Genomic DNA, 19,929 nt, shown 5'->3' on the forward strand with positions numbered 1-19,929 from the left:
TCTGTTCATCTGTCAAGTGCTGCTTCCCTTTACCGGGGAAGCTCTGTTTTTCTCCAAATTTAAATTCTCGTGTCCAACGTCGGACCAAATCAGGGCCAATACCAAGTTCTTCACCTACTACCGTACTTGTTTTTCCACTCATGTGAAGTTCAACTGCCATTTTCTTGAACTCTACGTCAAATGTTCTTCTTTCCTTATTCATTGTCTCAAATTTAAGAAAAAGGGCTTAACTTATTGTCCATTCAAATATATACACTTCAGTCCCCACAATATCACCCAAACCTCGCTGGTTAAATTAAACCAAAAAACCACCCTCTCCCTGCTATGGACCTATCAGACTGGCCAGCCCATCACTTTGGGACTGCAAACTTACCGTGCCATCAATAACCACCGGATCTCCTTGGCACATTATGCCGATCAACAGGAGAATTTAAATCTTCGCGATCCCAACAGGGTATTCTTTGAAGAGGTATTACTGGTAGATGAGCTGAACAATTACAGGATGCCGGATTACCATCGCCTGGATCTGGGGCTCACCCATAAGAAAAGATGGGCCAATGACTGGATAAGAACGGTGAGTGTATCCGTATATAATGCCTATAACAGACAGAATGCCTATTTTATATATACAGAAAAAAGTGAAGCATCATTGAAATTTTATCAGTTTACCTTATTCCCTATATTACCGAGTGTAGCATATGGGATTAAATTTTAAAATCATGAAAAAATCAATTGGTATGTCGAAATTCTATTTACTTATCTTGTTGGTGGCAGGAATGATCAGCTGTCAGGAAAAAAACGAAGTGGTCCTATTTGAACCTTCTTCTGTGAGTTTTGATCCGGCACTGGACAACTTTAAAGGAAGCCCCGGCGATATATTAAATATGAATGTGATCGTAGAAGGTGAGTCGAGCTTTGTGAATTTCAAAAAAATCAAACTTGTAGGAGGACAGATGGAAGAAGAATCATTCCTATTAGAAACAATGGACGAGCAGTATCCGGTGCCTTATCATTATGAATTTTCTTATGTGCTTAAGGAAGATGAAATAGGAAAAGCCATAACTTTTTCTTTCAGAATAGAATCCGAAATTAGTGATCCCCAAAGAGGCAGAATGACTATCATGGGGCTGGAGGATTTAAAAATAATAACAGTAGCACCGTAAGGAAGTATTGAAATATCTACCTCAACCCTGATAAGAATCATACGTCAGTGTTTTAAAAGATGAATACCGCGGATATTTGTGTGAAACACAAGGTATTATTGCGCCCCTTCAGGGCTTATTTTTATACTGATCTTATTGCGATGGGCTGCACCCATCGCTATATTATTGGGCTCTTTCAGGGTTACAGTTTTGAAGCATTTTAATTACAGAAAGCCTAAAAACAAACTTATCTTTATTATAATGGAAAGCACCCCTCGCTATGTTAATGGGCCCTTTCGGGGCTACAGTTTCGAAGCATTTTAATTACAGAAAGCCTAAAAACAGTCTTATCTTTATTATAATGGAAAGATTCATAGAAAATACATACATCCAGAAACCTGAACAAAATGGGCCAATTCATGACTCATCCTACAAAGGTATAATGCATCAGCCTTGGTCAAAAACATCTTTTTTCATCAGTGAAAACATTTCCTTATGAATCTCCTCCGTATGCTCATCACTAAGGTCATGCCCCATTCCTTCCAGAAGTACCAGACGGGCACCTGGAATAATAGAGGCTGCTCTTACACCATGTTCTACTGGAATTAACGGATCATGTGTACCGTGCAGGACCAGGGTAGGGATGTTAAGTTTACTGAGCGGCCCATATCTGGATTCCAGCTTATTGAGTGCCTGGATTTGGTGCTGAAAAGCCTTAGGGTTAAAACCTTTGCGGTAATTTTCATTATATAACCCCTGCTCTACCAGTGATCTAATTCTCCTGTCTGATAGTTCTTGGGCCACTACTTTTCTTACACTAATAGTGGATTTTAAAGCATTCATCTGGGTATGGGGTATTCCATGTCTGATCCCCGTAGCTATAAATTTTGCAAATGTGCCCCTTTCTGTACTTGGCAGGCCCGGATCATTAAGATGGGCTGATGAGATGAACAAGGTCAGGGTGCTGACCCGTTGGGGCTGGTCTATGGCCATCATCTGTGCAATCATCCCTCCCATGGACATGCCCATGATGTGTGCAGCAGGTATATTGAGATTATCCATTATCAGAAAGGCATCATCGGCCATGTCCTCCATACTGAAAGGCACATCGGAGGATGATGAAAGTCCAGTGCCGCGATTGTCAAACCTGACCACCTGATAACCTGCTTCCACTAAAGGCTGGACAAAATACAAAGGCCATTCGAGGGCATTGCCACCTAATCCCATAATCAATAATATAGTGCCTTTAGGTTCACCTTTAGCTGGTATAGATTCATACCAGATCTGCAGGTCCCCAGCTGCTACCCTGCCCGTGTCACCATGGATCTGTTCTGGCAAATTTCCAGAAAGCACCTCCTCTATAATGACTTCTGCCCTATCTGGTACCGGTTCTGCTAAAGCAAAAATCATCACAATAACAGTCAGGAATAGTGCCCCTATTATGGCCAAAAAGTTTAACAAAAATTTCTTCATGAATCATTTCAAACAATATCCATCCCAAAATTTAAAGCCTAAATATTTAATGCAAAAAATCTATAAAAAATCAGGTTACAGGCATGATAGCCGAGTTAAGGTATTCTCTGGCGATTCATTGGGCCAAACTCCCTTTAAAACTAATTTCATAAGATTATTTTGATAATGACATAATCCTGTTAACTTTGTATCTAAGCGTACTTTAGGGGTGCCGTAAGGCTGAGATGATACCCTTTGAACCTGATGCAGTTCATACTGACGAAGGAAAAAGTAAACAGTCTTCCCTCCTGTTGCCATTCACTAAAGTATGATGTATATATATCAAAATCCTACGGAATGGAAGTCATCATCAATGACCAACGTAAAAATTTCCCAGATCATCATCAGATCAGTGCGGAAGAACTGGTTTCACTTACCTATCCACAAAGTCAAAAAGGAATAGCCCTCGCTATTGGAGATAAGGTGATCCCAAAAGAGCTATGGAAAGCCACCCTTATCCAGCCTGAAGACCAATTGCTTATATTCCGGGCTACCCAAGGCGGATAAAACATGGAGCTGATCCTTATTTCCTCACCCGTATCTATGCCCGATGAGTCCGTCAGGTTAAATGACTATTTTCATATGGGTCTAAAACGTTTCCATTTGAGAAAACCCTATTATTCCATGGAAAAAACAGCTTTATTCTTAGAGGGAATAGAGCCAAGGTTTTATTCCAATATCACCTTGCATACCCATCACGCTTTAGGCCAGCAGTATGGAATGGATAGGTTTCATTTTTCAGAAGGATTGAGAAAAAGTACTGCCCATGAACATTTTGATCATTTAATGGCTTCTGGTAAAGTACTTTCCACCTCAGTACATCAGGCAGAAGAATTTAATAACCTCCCCTCCATATTTTCCTATGCTTTTATTGGTCCTGTTTTCCCCAGTATCAGTAAAAAAGGGTACGGAGATCCTTTTGAACCCAAAAAATGGAAAGACTTTAGCCACCCTTCCGTATCTTCCATAGCCATAGGCGGAGTGGATAAAAACAATTTACCAAAAGTAAAAAAATTGGGATTTGAAGGTGCTGCCATTTTGGGAGCCATATGGTCCCTTCCCCATGAGGTAGCTTTAAAACAGCTCGAAGATTGTATCCGACAGCTTGAACCACCCCTACTATGAACAAATTACAATATATCAGCCAAGGTTCTACAGCATCGCTACAGCTAAACGGTATCCAAACCGTACTGGATGGCGGCTGCAAATGGATACAGCTGAGATACAAAAGCAGCTCATTGACCGATATCCATGACCTGGGTGTAAAGGTCAGATTACTTTGCGAAACATATGGTGCTACTTTTATTATTAACGACCATATAAGGATAGCCCATAACCTGGATGCAGACGGGGTCCATCTGGGCCTTAGTGATGCTCCGGTATTAGAAGCCAGAGCTCTTCTGGGCGATCAGAAAATCATAGGAGGCACTGCCAATACTTGGCAAGATGTCCTGCACAGAATAAATGAAAAAGTGGATTACATTGGACTGGGCCCATTGAGATTTACCAGCACCAAGGAAAAATTAAGTCCAATTCTGGGCATGGAAGGGTTTCAAAACATACTTTCCCAAAAAATAGCACTGGGCAACACCACCCCGATATATGCTATAGGAGGTGTGACCGGGGAAGATATTTTCGATTTACTATCATGTGGCGTATATGGAGTGGCAGTCTCCTCTGCCCTGCTGGAGGGAAAAGTGGCTGAGCGCATAATTCAAACCTTTAACAAAAAACTATATGGATCAGTTGATCATAGCGGATAAAAAATTTAATTCTAGGCTGCTGTTAGGTACCGGGAAATTTGGGTCTAATGCCGAAATGGAAGATGCCATACTGGCTTCGGGTAGTGAAATGGTCACCGTAGCATTAAAAAGAGTAGACTTGGAGACGGATACGGAACAGATCATCACCCACCTTCAGCACCCGCACCTCACTTTGCTTCCCAACACCTCAGGCGTTCGAAATGCCAAAGAGGCTGTCTTTGCAGCCCAACTGGCAAGAGAAGCCCTGGAAACCAACTGGCTAAAACTGGAAATCCACCCTGATCCCAAATACTTAATGCCAGATCCTATAGAAACATTAAAAGCCACTGAGGAACTCGCAAAACTAGGATTTATCATCCTGCCTTACATCCATGCTGATCCCGTACTCTGTAAAAGGCTGGAAGATGCCGGTACTGCGGCTGTGATGCCATTGGGTTCTCCCATCGGCACAAACAAAGGGTTGAAAGCTGAGGTGTTTTTAGAAATCATCATAGAACAAAGCAGGGTGCCTGTCATTATCGATGCCGGTATAGGCGCTCCCTCAGATGCTGCCAAAGCCATGGAAATGGGTGCGGATGCCGTGCTGGTCAACACTGCCATCGCCGTGGCTGGTGATCCTTCCAAAATGGCTGAAGCTTTTAAACTTGCTGTCCTGTCCGGCAGAATCGCCTATGAAGCCAAACTGGGTAAAATCAGTAAGTTCGCAGCTGCTTCAAGTCCGCTTACGGCATTTCTGAACGAGTAACATAAACCAGCATCATGACCATTGCTTCAAACTTCATAGACTGTTTTTCCCAATATGATTGGGAGGAGATCAAAGCATCTATCTACCAAAAAAACGAAAAGGATGTCCTGACCGCACTCTATAGCACCAAAAGAAACCTAGCAGATTTTATGGCGCTGATCAGCCCGGCTGCGGAACCCTACCTGGAGCAGATGGCACAGATCAGCCACCAGCTCACATGCGAAAGGTTTGGGAAAACCATACAGCTATTTGCTCCGATGTATGTCAGTAATGAATGCCAGAACATTTGTACTTACTGCGGTTTCAGCTTTCATAATAAACTTCCCCGTAAAACCCTTTCAGATCAGGAACTGCTAGAGGAGGTAGCTGCCATAAAAAAACTGGGTTTTCAGCATATATTGTTGGTTTCCGGAGAGGCTAACCAGACCGTGAATATCCAGTATTTCTCCAATGCCATTAAGCTGATCCGGAAACATTTTGCCAATATCTCCATAGAGGTGCAGCCATTGGAAGAAGGGGAATATGCCCAATTGCAGGAGCTGGGTGTATATGCCGTACTGGTCTATCAGGAAAGCTACCATCGGGAAACGTATAAGACCTATCACCCCAAAGGAAAAAAGTCGAATTTCGATTACAGATTAGAAACACCAGACCGCATAGCACGGGCAGGGATACATAAAATTGGCCTGGGGGTACTGCTAGGTCTGGAAGACTGGAGAACAGAATCCTTTTTTTGTGCCCTCCATCTGGATTATTTGCAGAAAACTTATTGGCAGAGCAAATATGCCATCTCCTTTCCCAGAATGAGACCGGCGGAAGGGATCATAGAGCCAAATGTCATCGTGAATGACCGAAACCTGGTGCAGCTCATCTGCGCCTATAGGCTGTTCAATCCAGATGTGGAGCTCTCCATTTCTACCAGGGAATCTGAAAAATTCAGGGAATCAATTATTCCATTGGGAGCCACCAGTATGAGTGCAGAATCCAAAACCAATCCAGGGGGATATGCAGTGGAAAAAGAATCACTGGAGCAGTTTGAAATCTCAGATGAAAGATCGGCACTCATCATAGAAAAAATCATTAAATCAAAAGGATACGAAGCAGTATGGAAAGATTGGCAGGCAATGCAGCCCCTGTAGATAGGGAAATATCTGATGGAGATTTCATAAGGTTTGAAAAACATCTGCTACTTGAGGAGGTAGGATTTGACGGACAGAGGTTATTAAAAAATGCCAAGGTCTTAGTAATAGGCGCCGGTGGTTTGGGCTGTCCCATCACCCAATACCTGGCCAGCAACGGAATCGGTACTTTAGGCATCGTAGACCACGATACCATTGCCCTCAGTAACCTGCATAGACAAATACTTTATACCGAAAAGGAAGTAGGACTACCAAAGGTCCAGGCAGCAAAGGAAAAATTACAAGCCTACTATTCTGAAATCACCCTTCATATACACGAAATCAAACTGACGAGAGAAAATGCCGCTTTGATGATCAAAGATTATGATCTGATAATAGATGGGAGTGATAATTTTGCTACCCGCTATATGGTAAATGATATGTGTGTACAACTGGATAAGCCGTTGGTCTATGGAAGTATACTAAAATTTGAAGGACAGGTCGCTGTGTTCAATCACCAGGGAGGTAAAAACCTCCGAGACATCTTCCCAGAACCTCCGAATCCTGAAGATGTACCCAGCTGTTCAGAAAACGGGGTTTTGGGTACACTGCCCGGAATCATTGGTCTCCTTATGGCTCAGGAAGCGTTAAAGTTAATACTGCAATTGCCCGTTTTGCACAATGAATGGGTAATATTTGATACGCTTCAATTCCAGATGAGAAAAATCAAATTTTAAATGATTTGTATTTTTAAATAAAGGATGCTGCTGTATACGTACCTTTCTTCCTATTCTATCCCCGTTATATAATATTTTACATCAGATAACTCAGGGTCAGGCCCATTATCACCATACCTACCAAGATGCCCCACTTGGTATGATGGGGATGATCCAGCTGGAAAGCAGTAGGCAGGATTTCAAAAAGTGAAACATATATCATAATGGTGGCCAAGAATATACTCACCACCTCCATGGCTTCCTCGCCCACGTTTTGAAAAAACAGGAAATATGCCAGAATTGCACCTATCGGTTCAGAAAGCCCCGTAAGGAAAGTGATTCCTATAGCTTTTTTCTTGTTTCCGGTCGCCCGGTAAATGGGTAAGGATACCGCCATTCCCTCAGGAATATTATGTATAGCGATGGCTATCGCTATGCCAATACCCAATTGAACATCTTGAATAGTGGCCAGAAAGGTAATCAGGCCTTCGGGAAGATTATGTACCCCAAGGGCTATGGCTGTGACAATACCTGATCGGTAAAGCTTTTTGGAACTGCCGTTATTTTTTTCGTTTGAAGTGATGCCAGATAAATCAGATGTTTTGATACCTTTATTTTTCAAAATATATTCCACCGCTTCCGTTATGATGGCTATGACCATTAATCCACCCAAAAAATAGAGTGAAGTCATGGTAAATGCCGCAGAAAAACCTCTCTGCTCAGTGAGAAAATCCAAGGCACCATATAGCATTTCGAAGAAAGAAATGAAAAGCATGGCCCCGGCGGCTAGCCCCAGACCAAAGGCGAGAAAATTATCTTTTTTGGCATAAGGTGTAAAAGCAATAAGCCCTCCTACTCCTGTAGAAAGGCCCGCTAATAATGTCAAGAAAAATGCAAAATACAGGGTACTGTCTAATTCCATTTAAAATAGTATTGGTATGTTTTAATGACAAATAAAAATAACATAGATATATACTCGCTAGATACAAAAATGTTACCTAAGTACATAGCGATATGTTTATCTTGCATAAAATAAAAAAGTGCCTGGCCCATCTATTCTATACCATAAAAGATATTAACTTTTTGATACCAGATAACCCCTACAGGCTTCAGCACATGCTTTACAGGCTTCAGCACATTGCTGACAGTGCTCATGTTCGTGTTTTTCACATTCATCAGCACATTGCCCACAGATTTCTATGCATTCTTTAAGTACATGTAGGGCATGCTGTGAATTAGCCGATATGAAGCTGGCTGTGAGCTGGCATATCTTTGCACAGTCACGGTCCAACCTGATGCATGGCACCATCATACTTATATCATCTTCCGAAAGGCAGGCATCCATACAATTTTCACATGCTGCTGCACATATGGCCAACTTCTGAATCAATTCTTTATTGTAGCTCATCGTTATAGTATTTTGGTTTATCTTTAAAACCTGCTCTTAACCAAATTGTTATCTAAAACACCAAGTTGACCTATGATACCCTTCAGATAATTGACCACGGGACTAATATGGTTTAGAGGAATTTAATGTTTTATGTATCCGAGAACTAAAACCGGTTTTTATGCCTTATTGGTTTTATTGGATTAATTTAGATGTAACTTTTCAGCTATGCATAAAAATCTTCCTTTCACCTCTCCCCCACTGATAGCCGCCATCGGTCAATACGGAATACTGCAAGAATATAAATGCGGACAGACCATCATTGAACCAGGGCAGTATATAAAAATGATTCCCATCATTTTGGAAGGCACAGTAAAGGTAATGAGGCGTGGCGAGGACGGGGATTTGTTTCTATACTTTATCAAAAGGGGAGATACCTGTGCCGTTTCGCTGACATGCTGCAGCAATGCCCGTCAAAGTGAGGTATTAGCTATAGCGGAGGAAAAAGCTACTATACTGGGGATACCCTTAGAAAAACATGAAGCATGGACCGATGAATTTGCCCAATGGAAAGAATATGTAGCATCTACCTACCAAAAAAGGTTTCAGGAGCTATTGGGGGTCATCGACGATATAGCTTTCAAAAAAATGGATGAGCGGCTGTTAAAATATCTGGTAGTAAAATCTAACCAATTGAATACCCTGGAACTGCAGGTCACTCATCAGGAAATAGCCAAGGAATTGGGATCATCCCGTGAAGTCATCTCCAGGTTATTAAAGCAATTAGAAAAACGCAAACTGGTGGAACTGGGACGAAACATCATATATATCAGAAATGGTATCGAAGAATTTCTTTAACCCTTCAGTCCATTTTATCGCTTGGTATTGCTTTTAAAACCCTATACTTTGAAGCGATAATAAAGTCACAGATTCAGGTCATTTCCTTTATTATTTTCAAATTAAATTATAAATTTAAATTACATGAAGATAAAACAATTCGAAGATAAAGGCCTGTCCCATTATTCATATGCAGTAATATCGGATAAGAAAATGATACTGGTGGACCCGGGAAGGGACCCCCAGCCATATTATGATTATGCACAAGAACAGGGGGCAGAAATCATAGGTGTGATAGAAACACATCCCCATGCGGATTTTATCAGTTCACATTTAGAAATATATCATACCACTGGAGCTACCCTATATACCAGCGGGAAAGTGGGAGCCGATTACCCTCACCGGGCTTTTGATGAGGGAGAGGAGATAGTACTCACAGAAGATGTAAAATTGATAGCGCTCTTCACACCAGGACATTCACCAGATGGAATCAGTATCCTATTATCCGAAAATGGAGCAGATAAAGCAGTATTTACCGGAGACACTTTGTTTATCGGAGATGTGGGGCGTCCTGATCTGCGTGAGAAAGCTGGTAAAATGCAGGAAAAACGTGAAGCACTCGCCAGGATGATGTATCAGAGTACCAGACAAAAACTCATGAAACTTGATGATGATGTAGTGATATATCCTGCCCATGGCGCAGGATCCCTCTGCGGCAAGGGAATGAGTGATGCCAACAGCAGCACGATCGGAACTGAAAAAGCTACCAACTCCGCCCTTCAGGAAATGTCTGAAGACCAGTTTGTAGAATTTCTTTTAGAAGATCAGCCTTTCATTCCCAAGTATTTCCCGTACAATGTAAACCTAAATAAACAGGGTGCACCGGGATATCGGGAAAGCATACATAAAGTAATCCGAATGAAGGCCAACTTCCATCCTGAGCAAGGAGCTGTCATTGTAGATACAAGAAAAGCCGATCTATACAAATCATCCCACCTAGACGGTGCTATCAATATTATGGAAGGGGATAAATTTGAAACCTGGCTGGGAAGTATCATAAGCCCCGAGGAATCCTTTTATATGGTAGCAGAAAATGAGGCTATCCTGGAAACCGTCATTCAAAAAGCTGCCAAAATAGGATATGAGCTGAATATCAAAGGCGGGTTCATATATGATCAAAAAGATGGAAAGGGGTTTGATATCTTTGACAAAGCGACATTTAAAGACAACCAGGGGGCTTATACTATAGTGGACATCAGGAATATCAGTGAGGTAAAAAATGACATCAAATTTTCAACAGCAGTAAATATTCCCCTTCATGAATTACGTGAAAGAGTGGCAGAAATTCCTAATGATAAGCCTATAGTGGTGCACTGTGCTGGCGGATACAGATCAGCAGCAGGGTCCAGTATAGTAAAAAACCATTTTCAGGATAAAACAGTGATGGATATGGGAGAGGCTATCACCTCGTTTTCCTAACCTATATCCATCAGCAGAAGGGCATATCTGCAGATAGATCCATATGTAGAAAATTTCCGGCTCTTTGCAACCAATACTTATATAGGCAAATAAGTCTTGGCAAAGGCCACTAAAGTCATCAATATCCAGATGGAATTCAATACCCAGCTGGCATGTGCTTTTTTATGGACAGCATACAGGATCAATAAAAAGCATCCTGCTATATTGAGGGATAAATATTCTATAGACTGACTGCCTACCAGGTTCAGGCTGTTCAGGCTAAATCCAAGTAATGACAGCATGGCGCCTACCCATCCTATGGCTTCGTTTTTATATTTCCGGATAGATTCTAATTTATACCTTCTTACTGCAATCATAGCCCTTATATTTTTTACAAAAGAATAGAATAATAACCCCTCTAAAAATGCTAATTTAGACTTGAGTAATGCAAAAAACAGATTAATGAAATGGAACTTCAGCAAATCAAATATTTTCTTGCCCTGGCCCAAGAGCTACATTTTTGGAATACAGCCGAAAAAATCTTCATTACCCAGTCCGCCCTGAGCAGGCAGATAAAGGCACTTGAAGATGAATTGGGCCTAAAACTTTTTGAACGGACCAAGAGAAGTGTCAAGCTGACTGCCGCTGGTGCCTTCCTACGTGACAAATGGGAACTGATGCTGGACGAAATAGACCTTATTCACAGACAGGCCAAAAAATTACAGGACGGAGAATCAGGATCGATCAGGATAGGGTATGCCGGATCGATCGCCTATGGATTTTTACCAGACCTCATCGCCAGTATATCTGCGCATTTCCCAGAACTTAAAGTCGATCTGGTAGAGCCTATCGATATCAGTACTGAAAAGCAACTATTGAATTATCAGATGGATCTGGCATTCCGAAGGGAACCTGCCGGTAACCCTGCCCTCCAGTCGGTATGCCTCTATTCCGAAAACATCTCCCTGGTGGTACCTGAAAATCACCATTTGAATGAAGAAAATTTTGGGAGCATACTGGATGTAAAGGATGAAAAATTTATCCTCAGCGGCCTGCATCACCAAACCTATTACGTGGCTAGTCTCCGTCAAATGTTCAATGAGTGCGGTATGGAGCCGAATGTTCACATCGAATCAGACTTCGGTGGGATGATCTTAAGTTTGGTATCGAAAGGTTTGGGAATATCTATCCTCCCTCACTCCTATGCGATCAACAATTTACAAGGGGTGAGGTTTATCAGACTTCCTACACTGGTAAGCCTATATGTAACCTGGAGAAAAGACGATCCCAGTGCTGTTCTTAAAAACATACTTAGACAGGTAGAGCAGATTAGTTTTAATTACAAGCAATGAAAAGTACAGGTATCGATCAAATAAGCTGATAAAATGTCCAATAAATTAAAGTTTTGTAGGTAGGCGATTTAGCTGGCCTTCCGCTTTACGCTGCAAGAAAAGGAGGGAATCACTTTTCGTTAATCAGTTGGTTTGCTAAAAAAAGACAAAAGATAAACCATGATTTAGCTCATACTTTTAAAGCTGGGCCTACTATAGGGACATCAGCGGATATCATTATAGATTTTATCTATCACTGATAGTTATAAACCATGGTAAATTGAAAACTATCTATAGAATTTTTAGTAAATTGAGCAGAGGAAATCACAAAACGCAAAAATAAATGGAAAATAAAAAGTCAAACACAGAAGGCACCCATAAGGTCTGGGAAGTAAATGAGTCCAGCAGATGCCCTTTTATGGGAGGAGCTTTAGATAAAACAGCAGGAAGCGGTACTTCCAATCGTGATTGGTGGCCAAATCTTTTAAATCTACAAATCCTCAGACAGTTTTCAAATCTGTCTGACCCCATGGATGAAGACTTTAATTATGCAGAAGCGTTTAAAAGCTTAGATTTGGCAGCTGTTAAAAAAGATTTGGCGGCACTTATGACAGATTCCCAGGAATGGTGGCCAGCAGATTACGGTCATTATGGTCCTTTGTTTATCCGTATGGCATGGCACAGCGCCGGTACCTATAGGATAGGAGACGGCCGTGGCGGAGCGAGTTCTGGATCTCAGCGGTTTGCACCGCTGAACAGTTGGCCAGACAATGCTAATTTAGATAAAGCACGTCTATTGCTTTGGCCTATCAAACAAAAATACGGTAAAAAGATATCCTGGGCTGATCTGATGATCCTTACCGGCAATGTGGCACTGGAAACTATGGGACTTAAACCTTTTGGTTTTGCAGGAGGCAGGGAAGACATATGGGAATCCGAAGAAGATATCTATTGGGGTTCTGAAGGTGAGTGGGTTGGAAACAAGGAGCGGTACTCAGGAGACCGAGAGCTGGAGCATCCACTGGGAGCCTCTAATATGGGACTTATCTATGTAAATCCGGAAGGTCCTGATGGCAATCCAGATCCTATAGGGGCTGCCCGGGATATAAGGGAGACTTTTGGCCGAATGGCTATGAATGATTATGAAACCGTAGCACTCATCGCCGGTGGCCATACATTTGGTAAGACGCATGGTGCTGCCGATCCTGTAGAACATGTAGGTGCAGAACCCGCAGCAGCCGGTATAGAAGAAATGGGGCTAGGCTGGAAAAACAGCTACGGCAGTGGCAAGGCAGAACATACCATCACCAGCGGTATAGAAGGCGCCTGGACACAGACCCCTACACAATGGAGCAATAATTTCTTTGACAACCTTTATAATTTTGACTGGGAATGTCACAAGGGGCCAGGTGGAGCATACCAGTGGAAACCTAAGGGTGATGCCGGGGCAGGTACCGTACCGGATGCACATGACCCCAATAAAAAGCATGCACCATTCATGCTGACTACGGATATTGCTTTAAAAGAAGATCCTGAGTACGGAAAAATCTCAAAACATTTCCATGAAAACCCTGAAGAATTTGCTGACGCGTTTTCGAGGGCATGGTATAAGCTGACACACCGGGATATGGGACCCATAGCCCGATATCTAGGTCCTGAAGTCCCTTCTGAAGAACTCCTATGGCAAGACCCAGTGCCAAAAGTTAATCATGAACTCATCAATGATAGGGATATATCCAAACTTAAATCCAAAATCCTTAAATCAGAGCTTTCAGTAGCCGAACTGGTAAAGACCGCATGGGGATCTGCCGCTACTTTTAGAAATTCAGATAAAAGGGGCGGTGCCAATGGTGCACGTATAGCACTGGAGCCTCAGAGACACTGGGAAGTAAACAATCCCCCTGTTTTACAGAAAGTTATCACCACCCTGGAAAGTATCCGCGATGAATTCAACAAAAACGAGCTTTTTGACAAAAGAGTATCTCTGGCCGACCTTATCGTATTGGGTGGATGTGCCGCGATAGAAAAAGCTGCAAAGGATGCAGGGCATTCCATAGAAGTCCCCTTTACCCCAGGAAGGACAGATGCTACACAGGAACAAACAGATATAGAAGCCTTTGAACCACTGGAGCCTAATGGTGATGGATTCGTAAACTATGTAAAAAGAAGACCCACCCTATCTGCCTCTGCAGAAGAAATGCTGGTAGATAAAGCCCAGCTTCTCACCTTAACGGTACCAGAAATGACCGTGTTAGTCGGAGGAATGCGCGCATTGGGAGCAAATTATGATGGGTCTGTAAAAGGTGTTTTCACTGATCGGCCTGGACAGCTTACTAATGATTTCTTTGTCAATCTACTGGATATGCGTATTAGCTGGAAAGCTACAACCGATGATCAAGATGTATTTGAAGGCAGCGACCGTACCAATAACCAAATCAAATGGAACGGTACAAGAGTAGATTTGATTTTCGGTTCAAACTCCGAGCTAAGGGCGATAGCTGAAGTTTATGGCAGCTCAGATGCTCAAGAGAAATTCGTAAAAGATTTTGTCAAAGCCTGGACCAAAGTTATGAATCTAGACCGATATGATTTAAAAAAATAATTGTTTAACTCATTTTTCAAAAAAAGGTGACCTGAAAGATGGTCACCTTTTTTTATTTAAATCCAGACCCGATACGATAACTACTAATGCAATCAATGTATTTTTTGATTATAAAATTTAAAATGTACTTAAAAAAAGTATAAAATTCATAAATCATATTTTTTTTATACCGTCAAAAGCATTTCTAAAGACAAGATTCATATCTGATTGAATTCATAAATATTTGTTTGGCTAATGTATTTTCAATACACATTTGCTATTTTTGTTTAATAATATTTAAATAATATAAAACAGAAAATCATATCTTCATTCATTAAAAATTACCGTTTTTAAGGAATCCAAATAAATTTCGTATGGAAAAATACGTAGTCAATGTAATTTCTTCTACTCAGAGGACTCATACCTTACATAAAATACAGTGTCAGCATTTACCAAAATATTTTAATGATATAGGCACATTCAAATCTTATGAACTTGCTGTTGAAAGTATCTCCAAAATAATACCACAAATACATCTATGTCCCTATTGTATAACTGAACATTCAAAGGGGTAACGAAACCTTGTTCTTTAATTAATGTCAGCATACACGATCATCTTTATATAACTAGATTTCAAATGGAAATAGGAACTTCATGCCTTAACACTTATGCATCTAGCCTGAAATAAAAAATCCACAGATATCGGTGGGGATTATCGTGCCTTTAATAACTCAAATTTACGCGTTATGTCAAAGGGTAGTTAAGGTCACACATTTGTTACCGGCTGGGCCGATTTATAGCGAATAACCTAAAATTCATATTAATGTTAGAAATTTTTATGATTTTTTTTATGTCAGCGTAACATATAATTATTTTAATATTCAAGTAAATTCAATAAATTATTTTATAAAAAAATAAATAACAAATTAAAATACCGAATTTATTATTGGAGATTTTTTATTGGGTTCTATTTAAAACTTTTTTGGCAACAGAAAGATACCTTTCTTGGGTCTTGGTATATTATTTGTAACAAAATAATAAATATTTATTCTATAATATCGATTAAATATTCAAATATCTTAATTTATTATAAAATAAGTTCAATTTTTGCTTAATCCTTTATTCCAAACCACTAGAACCTAAACATTTGATCTATGACTACTTTAGAATTCAGTTACTCGCTAAATAAGTTATCCAAATCTTTAAAGCCATTTGCGCTCAAACTAACAAGAGATTCTGATGATGCCAATGACCTGATGCAGGATACAGTAGTGAAAGCTTTTTCCAATAAGGACAAGTTCACTGAAGGAACAAATCTTAAAGCATGGTTATACACCATTATGAAAAACACCTTCATTACCAATTATCAAAAAATGGTGAGAAGAGGTACTTTCATAGATACGACAGATAATCTCCATTACATTAATTCTGGATCCAACATGATCGAAAATGAAGCCTATAGCAACTTCACTATGGAAGATATCAATTATACTTTGGATCAGTTAGAAGATGTTTATAAAACACCATTTTTGATGCACTTTAAAGGCTATAAGTACCATGAGATAGCCAAAGATCTTACCATTCCTATAGGCACTGTCAAAAACCGAATTCATATTGCAAGAAAAATTTTAAAAGATGAGCTGAACATTTACAAAACAAAATCATGAATTTTTTTATGGAAGTAACAAAGGGAATTTTAAACCAGTAAGTTTGATTCCCTTTGTTCATTTAAAAAAATCATTGCCTACTTTACAAAAATCTTAATATATAGTGGTTCTCCAGTATTATATATCGATTAATGTCAAACCATATGAATGTATACCAACTGCTTAGCTCCACATTGATCGGCACTACAAGCATGACTTTATATAGTTATCTAATATCAAAAATTGAGAGAAAAAACTATAGAGAGCCACGACTGTTAAATAAGCTAATCGAAAAATTGCCAATCCCTAGGGATGTACACCCATCCACGGGATGGATACTACATTATAAAGTTGGTTTTGGATTTGCACTTTTTTATCATCTCACATGGAATAAGTATAAGCCCTTTCGAAATATGCCTACTGCCATAACTATGGGACTTATCAATGGACTGCTCGGCATTGGCGTTTGGGATCGTGTTTTCAAGATCCATCCACATCCTCCAGACATCGATCACCGTGCTTTTTATCGACATTTAATCATTGCTCATGGTATATATGGTGCCGGGGCTTATTTTGGATATCTATTGACCAGGGAAAGAAAATAATGGATTAGAGATAGGTAAAGTAATAACGCAATATCAGAAAGTATAAAAATTACACTAACACCTAACAAGAAGGTTTATGTGTTTATCATTATCGGTATGACATAGAACATATGGTTTTTCATACGTTTTCCTGATTATGGACCAGATAATTGGTCAACTTTTCCCATTGAAGCTTCTGTAATCCTAAAGATCCGGTTTCTGCAATTATGGTGTTGATCACTTTTCTGCTTCCGGCCTTTTTACCACTGTTATTGATCTCCTCCTGCTTACCTATTTGATAGGCATAAATGGTTTTACCCGATCTTCTCACCCTAAATGTACTGGTAGCTTTATCTGTAAAGAAATGTTTGATCTCTGTCTGATCAGATATTTCTGCCCGTGGATCTGCACTGGGGCGGACTGTAAATTCAGCTATGGTTTGGAGTTCTGACACATCGATAATCTGCACCCAGTTGACGGGATCAGGCCCGGGCAGATCTATATAGATATGATAGCCTTTTTTAGGTTTCTCTTCTTGAGTGCTTTCACCATTAGTATCATGAAGGTAAAAGGCGCTGCTGATTCCGGGCAATGATGACCATTTGTTGATATCGAACAATTTGATCTTTGACTGCTCAAAAGCCAATATGGCTTCTTCGATCGATCTATATCTGTGGAAATTTGAAAACTTTTTGTTTTTGGCATGGATACCTTCCAAAAAGCCTATTTCATCCCATATATTTTTTATCCTTTTTCTTATGTCCATACCATATTATTATCGTCATTCATCCTCTATCAAAATGGATACCCAGGTCACGCTAACCCAACCTGTTCCCAATTGCATAAAAAATTTTATAACCTATAGATTGGCTGAAAAGATTTTTGATACGGTTTTTGGGATAACTTGGGTAGATAGCAGCACATTCCAGGCCCACCGTTTCAGGGAAATATTTCCAAGAAATTATATTTATTTTATCCCATATCTAAGGGTAGTGTAGCACTCTGGTTAATATTGGCACCAGTACGGTAGCAAATTGATGCACATAGAATGAGGGTCTATTTTCAGTACATGAAAACTAAATGCTGGACCCACAGGTTCATGAACTAGTGCTTCCTTTTAAGTTATGAAAATTAGTTCATGGATAATAATTACACTCTTGGCTCACTGCCCGTTGGCATTGGCACAGGAAACTATATTAAAAAACAACAGTAATGGTGATAAAATTATGATGCATCTCAATTTCTCTTCAAAACATGTAGCCAATAGATCTGTTGAAGTTTGGTTACCTCCTGGTTATGAAGGTAAAAAAGAAAAAAAATACCCTGTCATCTACATGCATGATGGACAATTCATATTTAATTCAAAGAACAACAGTCAGGCCGATTGGGGAATGGACCAGCTGCTATCCACATTAATAAGCGAGGGAAAAACTCCTGAAATCATAGTGGTGGCTATCTGGAACACACCTTATAGGATAGCCGAATATATGCCCCAGAAGGCATTTGATCTCCTGAGTCACGAACAGCTGGCCAATATCCCTAACATAAAAGGATTTAGACCACAGTCTGATGAGTATCTGAAATTTATAGTAACAGAGCTTAAACCTTTTATAGACCATACCTATCCCACTCTCCCGGAAAGGGAAAACACTGCCATCATGGGGGCTAGCATGGGAGGGTTAATATCTCTATACGCCATATGTGAATATCCTGAGATATTTGGCTATGCAGGCTGCCTTTCTACCCATTTCCCTATAGGCAATGGTATTATGTTGGAATATTTGAAAAGCCATCTTCCAGAACCTGAACATCATAAAATATACTATGATTTTGGGACCAGAACCTTAGATGCCCAGTATGAACCCTATCAGAGAAAAGTAGACCTAATGATGAAAGAGCAAGGATGGGTGGAAAACAAAAACTGGATAACTAAAAAATTTGAAGGCCATGACCACTCAGAAAAAGCTTGGAGATCCAGGGTACATATCCCCCTGATTTTTTTCTTTGGACTCAAGGAAACAGCAGGACAGCTGCAGGACCACATAGAACCGAAATGAGCTGATCACACTACTATAAACTAATGCCCACGTCCTCCCATGAATTCAATGATACGATCTTAAAAGATTCATAAGCAAAATATATAGTAATTTTAATGGTGCAGGTTATCAGCACAATTGAAAATAAAAACAATTTATTTTAATTATAGATAAATAAAAAATGGGAATACCTTTTCATAAGAGCGGTGAAACCTATGAAGAAACAGGATGATCCGCATCATAGCATTTAATAATGTATGATGAAGAAAAGTTAATATAGGGATAAATAAAATAAGCCTACCGGAAGGCAGGCTTATTTAGGTCAAAATTTTTAAAAATCAATAAAAGGCCGTAACATTTCCATCTGTTCGGACAATCCGATTGGTGATATGAATCAGTCCGTCATTGGTTTCTACATCATGTCGCATAATCTGCGCCCCTCCCACTATAATCGCATCGGGCATGGCTCCAGCTCCTACTTCACCAGCAGTCTGTATTTCGATATCATCTCCATCTGCACTTTCTAGCACATGGTTGCTCTGAAATTCACTTGCATATATTTTTCTTGGTACCATATGGGCCTGAATGACCCTGATCAGATCCCCTCTGTTTTTATCATCAAGTAATCGATCATATTCTGCTTTTCTCATCTGTTTAAATGCCTCATTGGTAGGAGCAAAAATGGTGATCTCCTCTTGGGCTTTTACTGATTTTTCAAGACCGGATTTTTCTAACAATTCTATAAAGGTGGAAAAATTGTCATCTTGCTTTAACAAATCTAACGCGCTGTGGTTTTCGGTATCCGTTACATCCTTAAATATATCCTGATAATCCATCTGAGTATCAATAGTAGCGGCTGGGCGATCTGCGGACTGTGTCTGCATCCCTCCTTGAGCATGAACTTCACCGGTAGCACCGATCATCAGTATCACCAAGGATACCGTTCCTATTTTTAATTTGTTATTAATAAGTTTCATAATGATAATATTATAAGGTTATTGAAAACTAATTTTATTATTTAATAACATAATGTGTTCCAAACTATACTACAATTAATAATTATAAGTATTTAT

General features: G+C 40.0%; 22 protein-coding genes and 1 riboswitch. Of the genes, 15 read left to right on the plus strand and 7 right to left on the minus strand.

Annotated elements, in window-relative coordinates; all coding sequences use genetic code 11:
- On the minus strand, positions 1–202 hold a 202-nt coding region (locus tag EL17_RS10455), incomplete at its 3' end, for a transposase (protein ID WP_035073597.1).
- Positions 203–355: 153 nt separating this feature from the next.
- On the opposite strand from EL17_RS10455, the gene EL17_RS10460 reads away from it, so the two are divergent.
- Both EL17_RS10460 and EL17_RS10465 read left to right on the plus strand, forming a co-directional pair.
- Positions 356–715 carry a hypothetical protein gene (locus EL17_RS10460; RefSeq protein ID WP_035073599.1) on the plus strand — a complete coding sequence of 120 codons (360 nt, stop codon included), beginning with the start codon at positions 356–358 and terminating at the stop codon, positions 713–715.
- A 4-nt stretch (positions 716–719) separates the two neighbouring features.
- Entirely contained in the window at positions 720–1,163 is a 444-nt protein-coding gene (locus EL17_RS10465) for a BAR domain-containing protein (protein WP_164675052.1), read from the plus strand.
- 426 nt (positions 1,164–1,589) lie between these two features.
- Here the strand turns inward: EL17_RS10465 and EL17_RS10470 are convergent, their stop codons facing one another.
- A complete protein-coding gene (locus EL17_RS10470; RefSeq protein WP_035073605.1) occupies positions 1,590–2,615 on the minus strand; it encodes an alpha/beta fold hydrolase in 1,026 nt (341 codons plus the stop codon).
- Between the two features lie 194 nt (positions 2,616–2,809).
- Positions 2,810–2,899, plus strand: a riboswitch (TPP riboswitch).
- Between EL17_RS10470 and thiS the strand changes: the two genes are divergently transcribed.
- The 6 genes from thiS to EL17_RS10500 all read left to right on the plus strand — a co-directional run bounded on the left by thiS (position 2,859) and on the right by EL17_RS10500 (position 7,017).
- Complete coding sequence (gene thiS / locus EL17_RS10475) at positions 2,859–3,161, plus strand: sulfur carrier protein ThiS (RefSeq protein WP_051719941.1); 303 nt, start codon at positions 2,859–2,861, stop codon at positions 3,159–3,161. It overlaps the preceding riboswitch by 41 nt.
- A 3-nt stretch (positions 3,162–3,164) precedes the next feature.
- The gene (locus EL17_RS10480; RefSeq protein WP_051719942.1) at positions 3,165–3,779 is read left to right on the plus strand and encodes a thiamine phosphate synthase; all 615 of its coding nucleotides are present in this window, start codon (positions 3,165–3,167) and stop codon (positions 3,777–3,779) included.
- A complete protein-coding gene (gene thiE, locus EL17_RS10485) occupies positions 3,776–4,417 on the plus strand; it encodes a thiamine phosphate synthase (RefSeq protein WP_035073607.1) in 642 nt (213 codons plus the stop codon). Before EL17_RS10480 ends, thiE begins: the two co-directional genes overlap by 4 nt.
- On the plus strand, positions 4,392–5,162 hold the full coding sequence (locus EL17_RS10490) for a thiazole synthase (RefSeq protein WP_035073609.1): 771 nt from the start codon (positions 4,392–4,394) through the stop codon (positions 5,160–5,162). Before thiE ends, EL17_RS10490 begins: the two co-directional genes overlap by 26 nt.
- A gap of 14 nt (positions 5,163–5,176) precedes the next feature.
- Complete coding sequence (thiH, locus tag EL17_RS10495) at positions 5,177–6,301, plus strand: 2-iminoacetate synthase ThiH (RefSeq protein WP_035073611.1); 1,125 nt, start codon at positions 5,177–5,179, stop codon at positions 6,299–6,301.
- Positions 6,268–7,017 (plus strand): HesA/MoeB/ThiF family protein, encoded by a 750-nt coding sequence (locus EL17_RS10500; RefSeq protein ID WP_051719943.1) that lies wholly within the window; start codon positions 6,268–6,270, stop codon positions 7,015–7,017. Before thiH ends, EL17_RS10500 begins: the two co-directional genes overlap by 34 nt.
- Before the next feature lie 76 nt (positions 7,018–7,093).
- On the opposite strand, the gene zupT is transcribed toward EL17_RS10500, so the two are convergent.
- Both zupT and EL17_RS10510 read right to left on the minus strand, forming a co-directional pair.
- Positions 7,094–7,918 carry a zinc transporter ZupT gene (zupT, locus tag EL17_RS10505; protein ID WP_035073614.1) on the minus strand — a complete coding sequence of 275 codons (825 nt, stop codon included), beginning with the start codon at positions 7,916–7,918 and terminating at the stop codon, positions 7,094–7,096.
- 153 nt (positions 7,919–8,071) lie between these two features.
- Positions 8,072–8,404, minus strand: a complete 333-nt coding sequence (locus EL17_RS10510) for a four-helix bundle copper-binding protein (RefSeq protein ID WP_035073624.1) — start codon at positions 8,402–8,404, stop codon at positions 8,072–8,074.
- Positions 8,405–8,611: 207 nt separating this feature from the next.
- On the opposite strand from EL17_RS10510, the gene EL17_RS10515 reads away from it, so the two are divergent.
- Positions 8,612–9,241: a Crp/Fnr family transcriptional regulator gene (locus EL17_RS10515; protein WP_035073627.1), complete on the plus strand. Its 630-nt coding sequence runs from the start codon at positions 8,612–8,614 to the stop codon at positions 9,239–9,241.
- A 123-nt stretch (positions 9,242–9,364) separates the two neighbouring features.
- Entirely contained in the window at positions 9,365–10,699 is a 1,335-nt protein-coding gene (locus EL17_RS10520) for an MBL fold metallo-hydrolase (RefSeq protein WP_035073629.1), read from the plus strand.
- A 77-nt stretch (positions 10,700–10,776) separates the two neighbouring features.
- Here EL17_RS10520 and EL17_RS10525 read toward each other — a convergent pair whose 3' ends face one another.
- On the minus strand, positions 10,777–11,055 hold the full coding sequence (locus tag EL17_RS10525; RefSeq protein WP_035073631.1) for a CBU_0592 family membrane protein: 279 nt from the start codon (positions 11,053–11,055) through the stop codon (positions 10,777–10,779).
- A 90-nt stretch (positions 11,056–11,145) separates the two neighbouring features.
- Between EL17_RS10525 and EL17_RS10530 the strand changes: the two genes are divergently transcribed.
- The 4 genes from EL17_RS10530 to EL17_RS22630 all read left to right on the plus strand — a co-directional run bounded on the left by EL17_RS10530 (position 11,146) and on the right by EL17_RS22630 (position 16,841).
- Positions 11,146–12,030 (plus strand): LysR family transcriptional regulator, encoded by an 885-nt coding sequence (locus tag EL17_RS10530; RefSeq protein ID WP_035073633.1) that lies wholly within the window; start codon positions 11,146–11,148, stop codon positions 12,028–12,030.
- 322 nt (positions 12,031–12,352) lie between these two features.
- Complete coding sequence (gene katG, locus EL17_RS10535; RefSeq protein WP_035073636.1) at positions 12,353–14,611, plus strand: catalase/peroxidase HPI; 2,259 nt, start codon at positions 12,353–12,355, stop codon at positions 14,609–14,611.
- A 1,133-nt stretch (positions 14,612–15,744) separates the two neighbouring features.
- A complete protein-coding gene (locus EL17_RS10540; protein ID WP_035073638.1) occupies positions 15,745–16,257 on the plus strand; it encodes an RNA polymerase sigma factor in 513 nt (170 codons plus the stop codon).
- Between the two features lie 143 nt (positions 16,258–16,400).
- Positions 16,401–16,841 (plus strand): hypothetical protein, encoded by a 441-nt coding sequence (locus tag EL17_RS22630; RefSeq protein ID WP_164675053.1) that lies wholly within the window; start codon positions 16,401–16,403, stop codon positions 16,839–16,841.
- Positions 16,842–16,959: 118 nt separating this feature from the next.
- Here the strand turns inward: EL17_RS22630 and EL17_RS10550 are convergent, their stop codons facing one another.
- The gene (locus EL17_RS10550) at positions 16,960–17,586 is read right to left on the minus strand and encodes a hypothetical protein (protein WP_035073650.1); all 627 of its coding nucleotides are present in this window, start codon (positions 17,584–17,586) and stop codon (positions 16,960–16,962) included.
- A gap of 358 nt (positions 17,587–17,944) precedes the next feature.
- On the opposite strand from EL17_RS10550, the gene EL17_RS10560 reads away from it, so the two are divergent.
- On the plus strand, positions 17,945–18,877 hold the full coding sequence (locus EL17_RS10560) for an alpha/beta hydrolase (RefSeq protein ID WP_084166188.1): 933 nt from the start codon (positions 17,945–17,947) through the stop codon (positions 18,875–18,877).
- 317 nt (positions 18,878–19,194) lie between these two features.
- Here the strand turns inward: EL17_RS10560 and EL17_RS10565 are convergent, their stop codons facing one another.
- Positions 19,195–19,833: a fasciclin domain-containing protein gene (locus EL17_RS10565; RefSeq protein WP_035073656.1), complete on the minus strand. Its 639-nt coding sequence runs from the start codon at positions 19,831–19,833 to the stop codon at positions 19,195–19,197.
- Between the last annotated feature and the right edge of the window lie 96 nt (positions 19,834–19,929).

Source organism: Anditalea andensis (assembly GCF_000714815.1).
In the GTDB taxonomy this organism is placed as follows: domain Bacteria; phylum Bacteroidota; class Bacteroidia; order Cytophagales; family Cyclobacteriaceae; genus Anditalea; species Anditalea andensis.

Excerpts from the sequence above, each read along its gene's own strand:
- EL17_RS10465 (WP_164675052.1), top strand. The coding sequence starts at position 720 with ATGAAAAAATCAATTGGTATGTCGAAATTCTATTTACTTATCTTGTTG.
- EL17_RS10470 (WP_035073605.1), bottom strand. The coding sequence starts at position 2,615 with ATGAAGAAATTTTTGTTAAACTTTTTGGCCATAATAGGGGCACTATTC.
- thiS (WP_051719941.1), top strand. The coding sequence starts at position 2,859 with ATGCAGTTCATACTGACGAAGGAAAAAGTAAACAGTCTTCCCTCCTGT.
- EL17_RS10480 (WP_051719942.1), top strand. The coding sequence starts at position 3,165 with ATGGAGCTGATCCTTATTTCCTCACCCGTATCTATGCCCGATGAGTCC.
- thiE (WP_035073607.1), top strand. The coding sequence starts at position 3,776 with ATGAACAAATTACAATATATCAGCCAAGGTTCTACAGCATCGCTACAG.
- EL17_RS10490 (WP_035073609.1), top strand. The coding sequence starts at position 4,392 with ATGGATCAGTTGATCATAGCGGATAAAAAATTTAATTCTAGGCTGCTG.
- thiH (WP_035073611.1), top strand. The coding sequence starts at position 5,177 with ATGACCATTGCTTCAAACTTCATAGACTGTTTTTCCCAATATGATTGG.
- EL17_RS10500 (WP_051719943.1), top strand. The coding sequence starts at position 6,268 with ATGGAAAGATTGGCAGGCAATGCAGCCCCTGTAGATAGGGAAATATCT.
- zupT (WP_035073614.1), bottom strand. The coding sequence starts at position 7,918 with ATGGAATTAGACAGTACCCTGTATTTTGCATTTTTCTTGACATTATTA.
- EL17_RS10510 (WP_035073624.1), bottom strand. The coding sequence starts at position 8,404 with ATGAGCTACAATAAAGAATTGATTCAGAAGTTGGCCATATGTGCAGCA.
- EL17_RS10515 (WP_035073627.1), top strand. The coding sequence starts at position 8,612 with ATGCATAAAAATCTTCCTTTCACCTCTCCCCCACTGATAGCCGCCATC.
- EL17_RS10520 (WP_035073629.1), top strand. The coding sequence starts at position 9,365 with ATGAAGATAAAACAATTCGAAGATAAAGGCCTGTCCCATTATTCATAT.
- EL17_RS10525 (WP_035073631.1), bottom strand. The coding sequence starts at position 11,055 with ATGATTGCAGTAAGAAGGTATAAATTAGAATCTATCCGGAAATATAAA.
- EL17_RS10530 (WP_035073633.1), top strand. The coding sequence starts at position 11,146 with ATGGAACTTCAGCAAATCAAATATTTTCTTGCCCTGGCCCAAGAGCTA.
- katG (WP_035073636.1), top strand. The coding sequence starts at position 12,353 with ATGGAAAATAAAAAGTCAAACACAGAAGGCACCCATAAGGTCTGGGAA.
- EL17_RS10540 (WP_035073638.1), top strand. The coding sequence starts at position 15,745 with ATGACTACTTTAGAATTCAGTTACTCGCTAAATAAGTTATCCAAATCT.
- EL17_RS22630 (WP_164675053.1), top strand. The coding sequence starts at position 16,401 with ATGAATGTATACCAACTGCTTAGCTCCACATTGATCGGCACTACAAGC.
- EL17_RS10550 (WP_035073650.1), bottom strand. The coding sequence starts at position 17,586 with ATGGACATAAGAAAAAGGATAAAAAATATATGGGATGAAATAGGCTTT.
- EL17_RS10560 (WP_084166188.1), top strand. The coding sequence starts at position 17,945 with ATGAAAATTAGTTCATGGATAATAATTACACTCTTGGCTCACTGCCCG.
- EL17_RS10565 (WP_035073656.1), bottom strand. The coding sequence starts at position 19,833 with ATGAAACTTATTAATAACAAATTAAAAATAGGAACGGTATCCTTGGTG.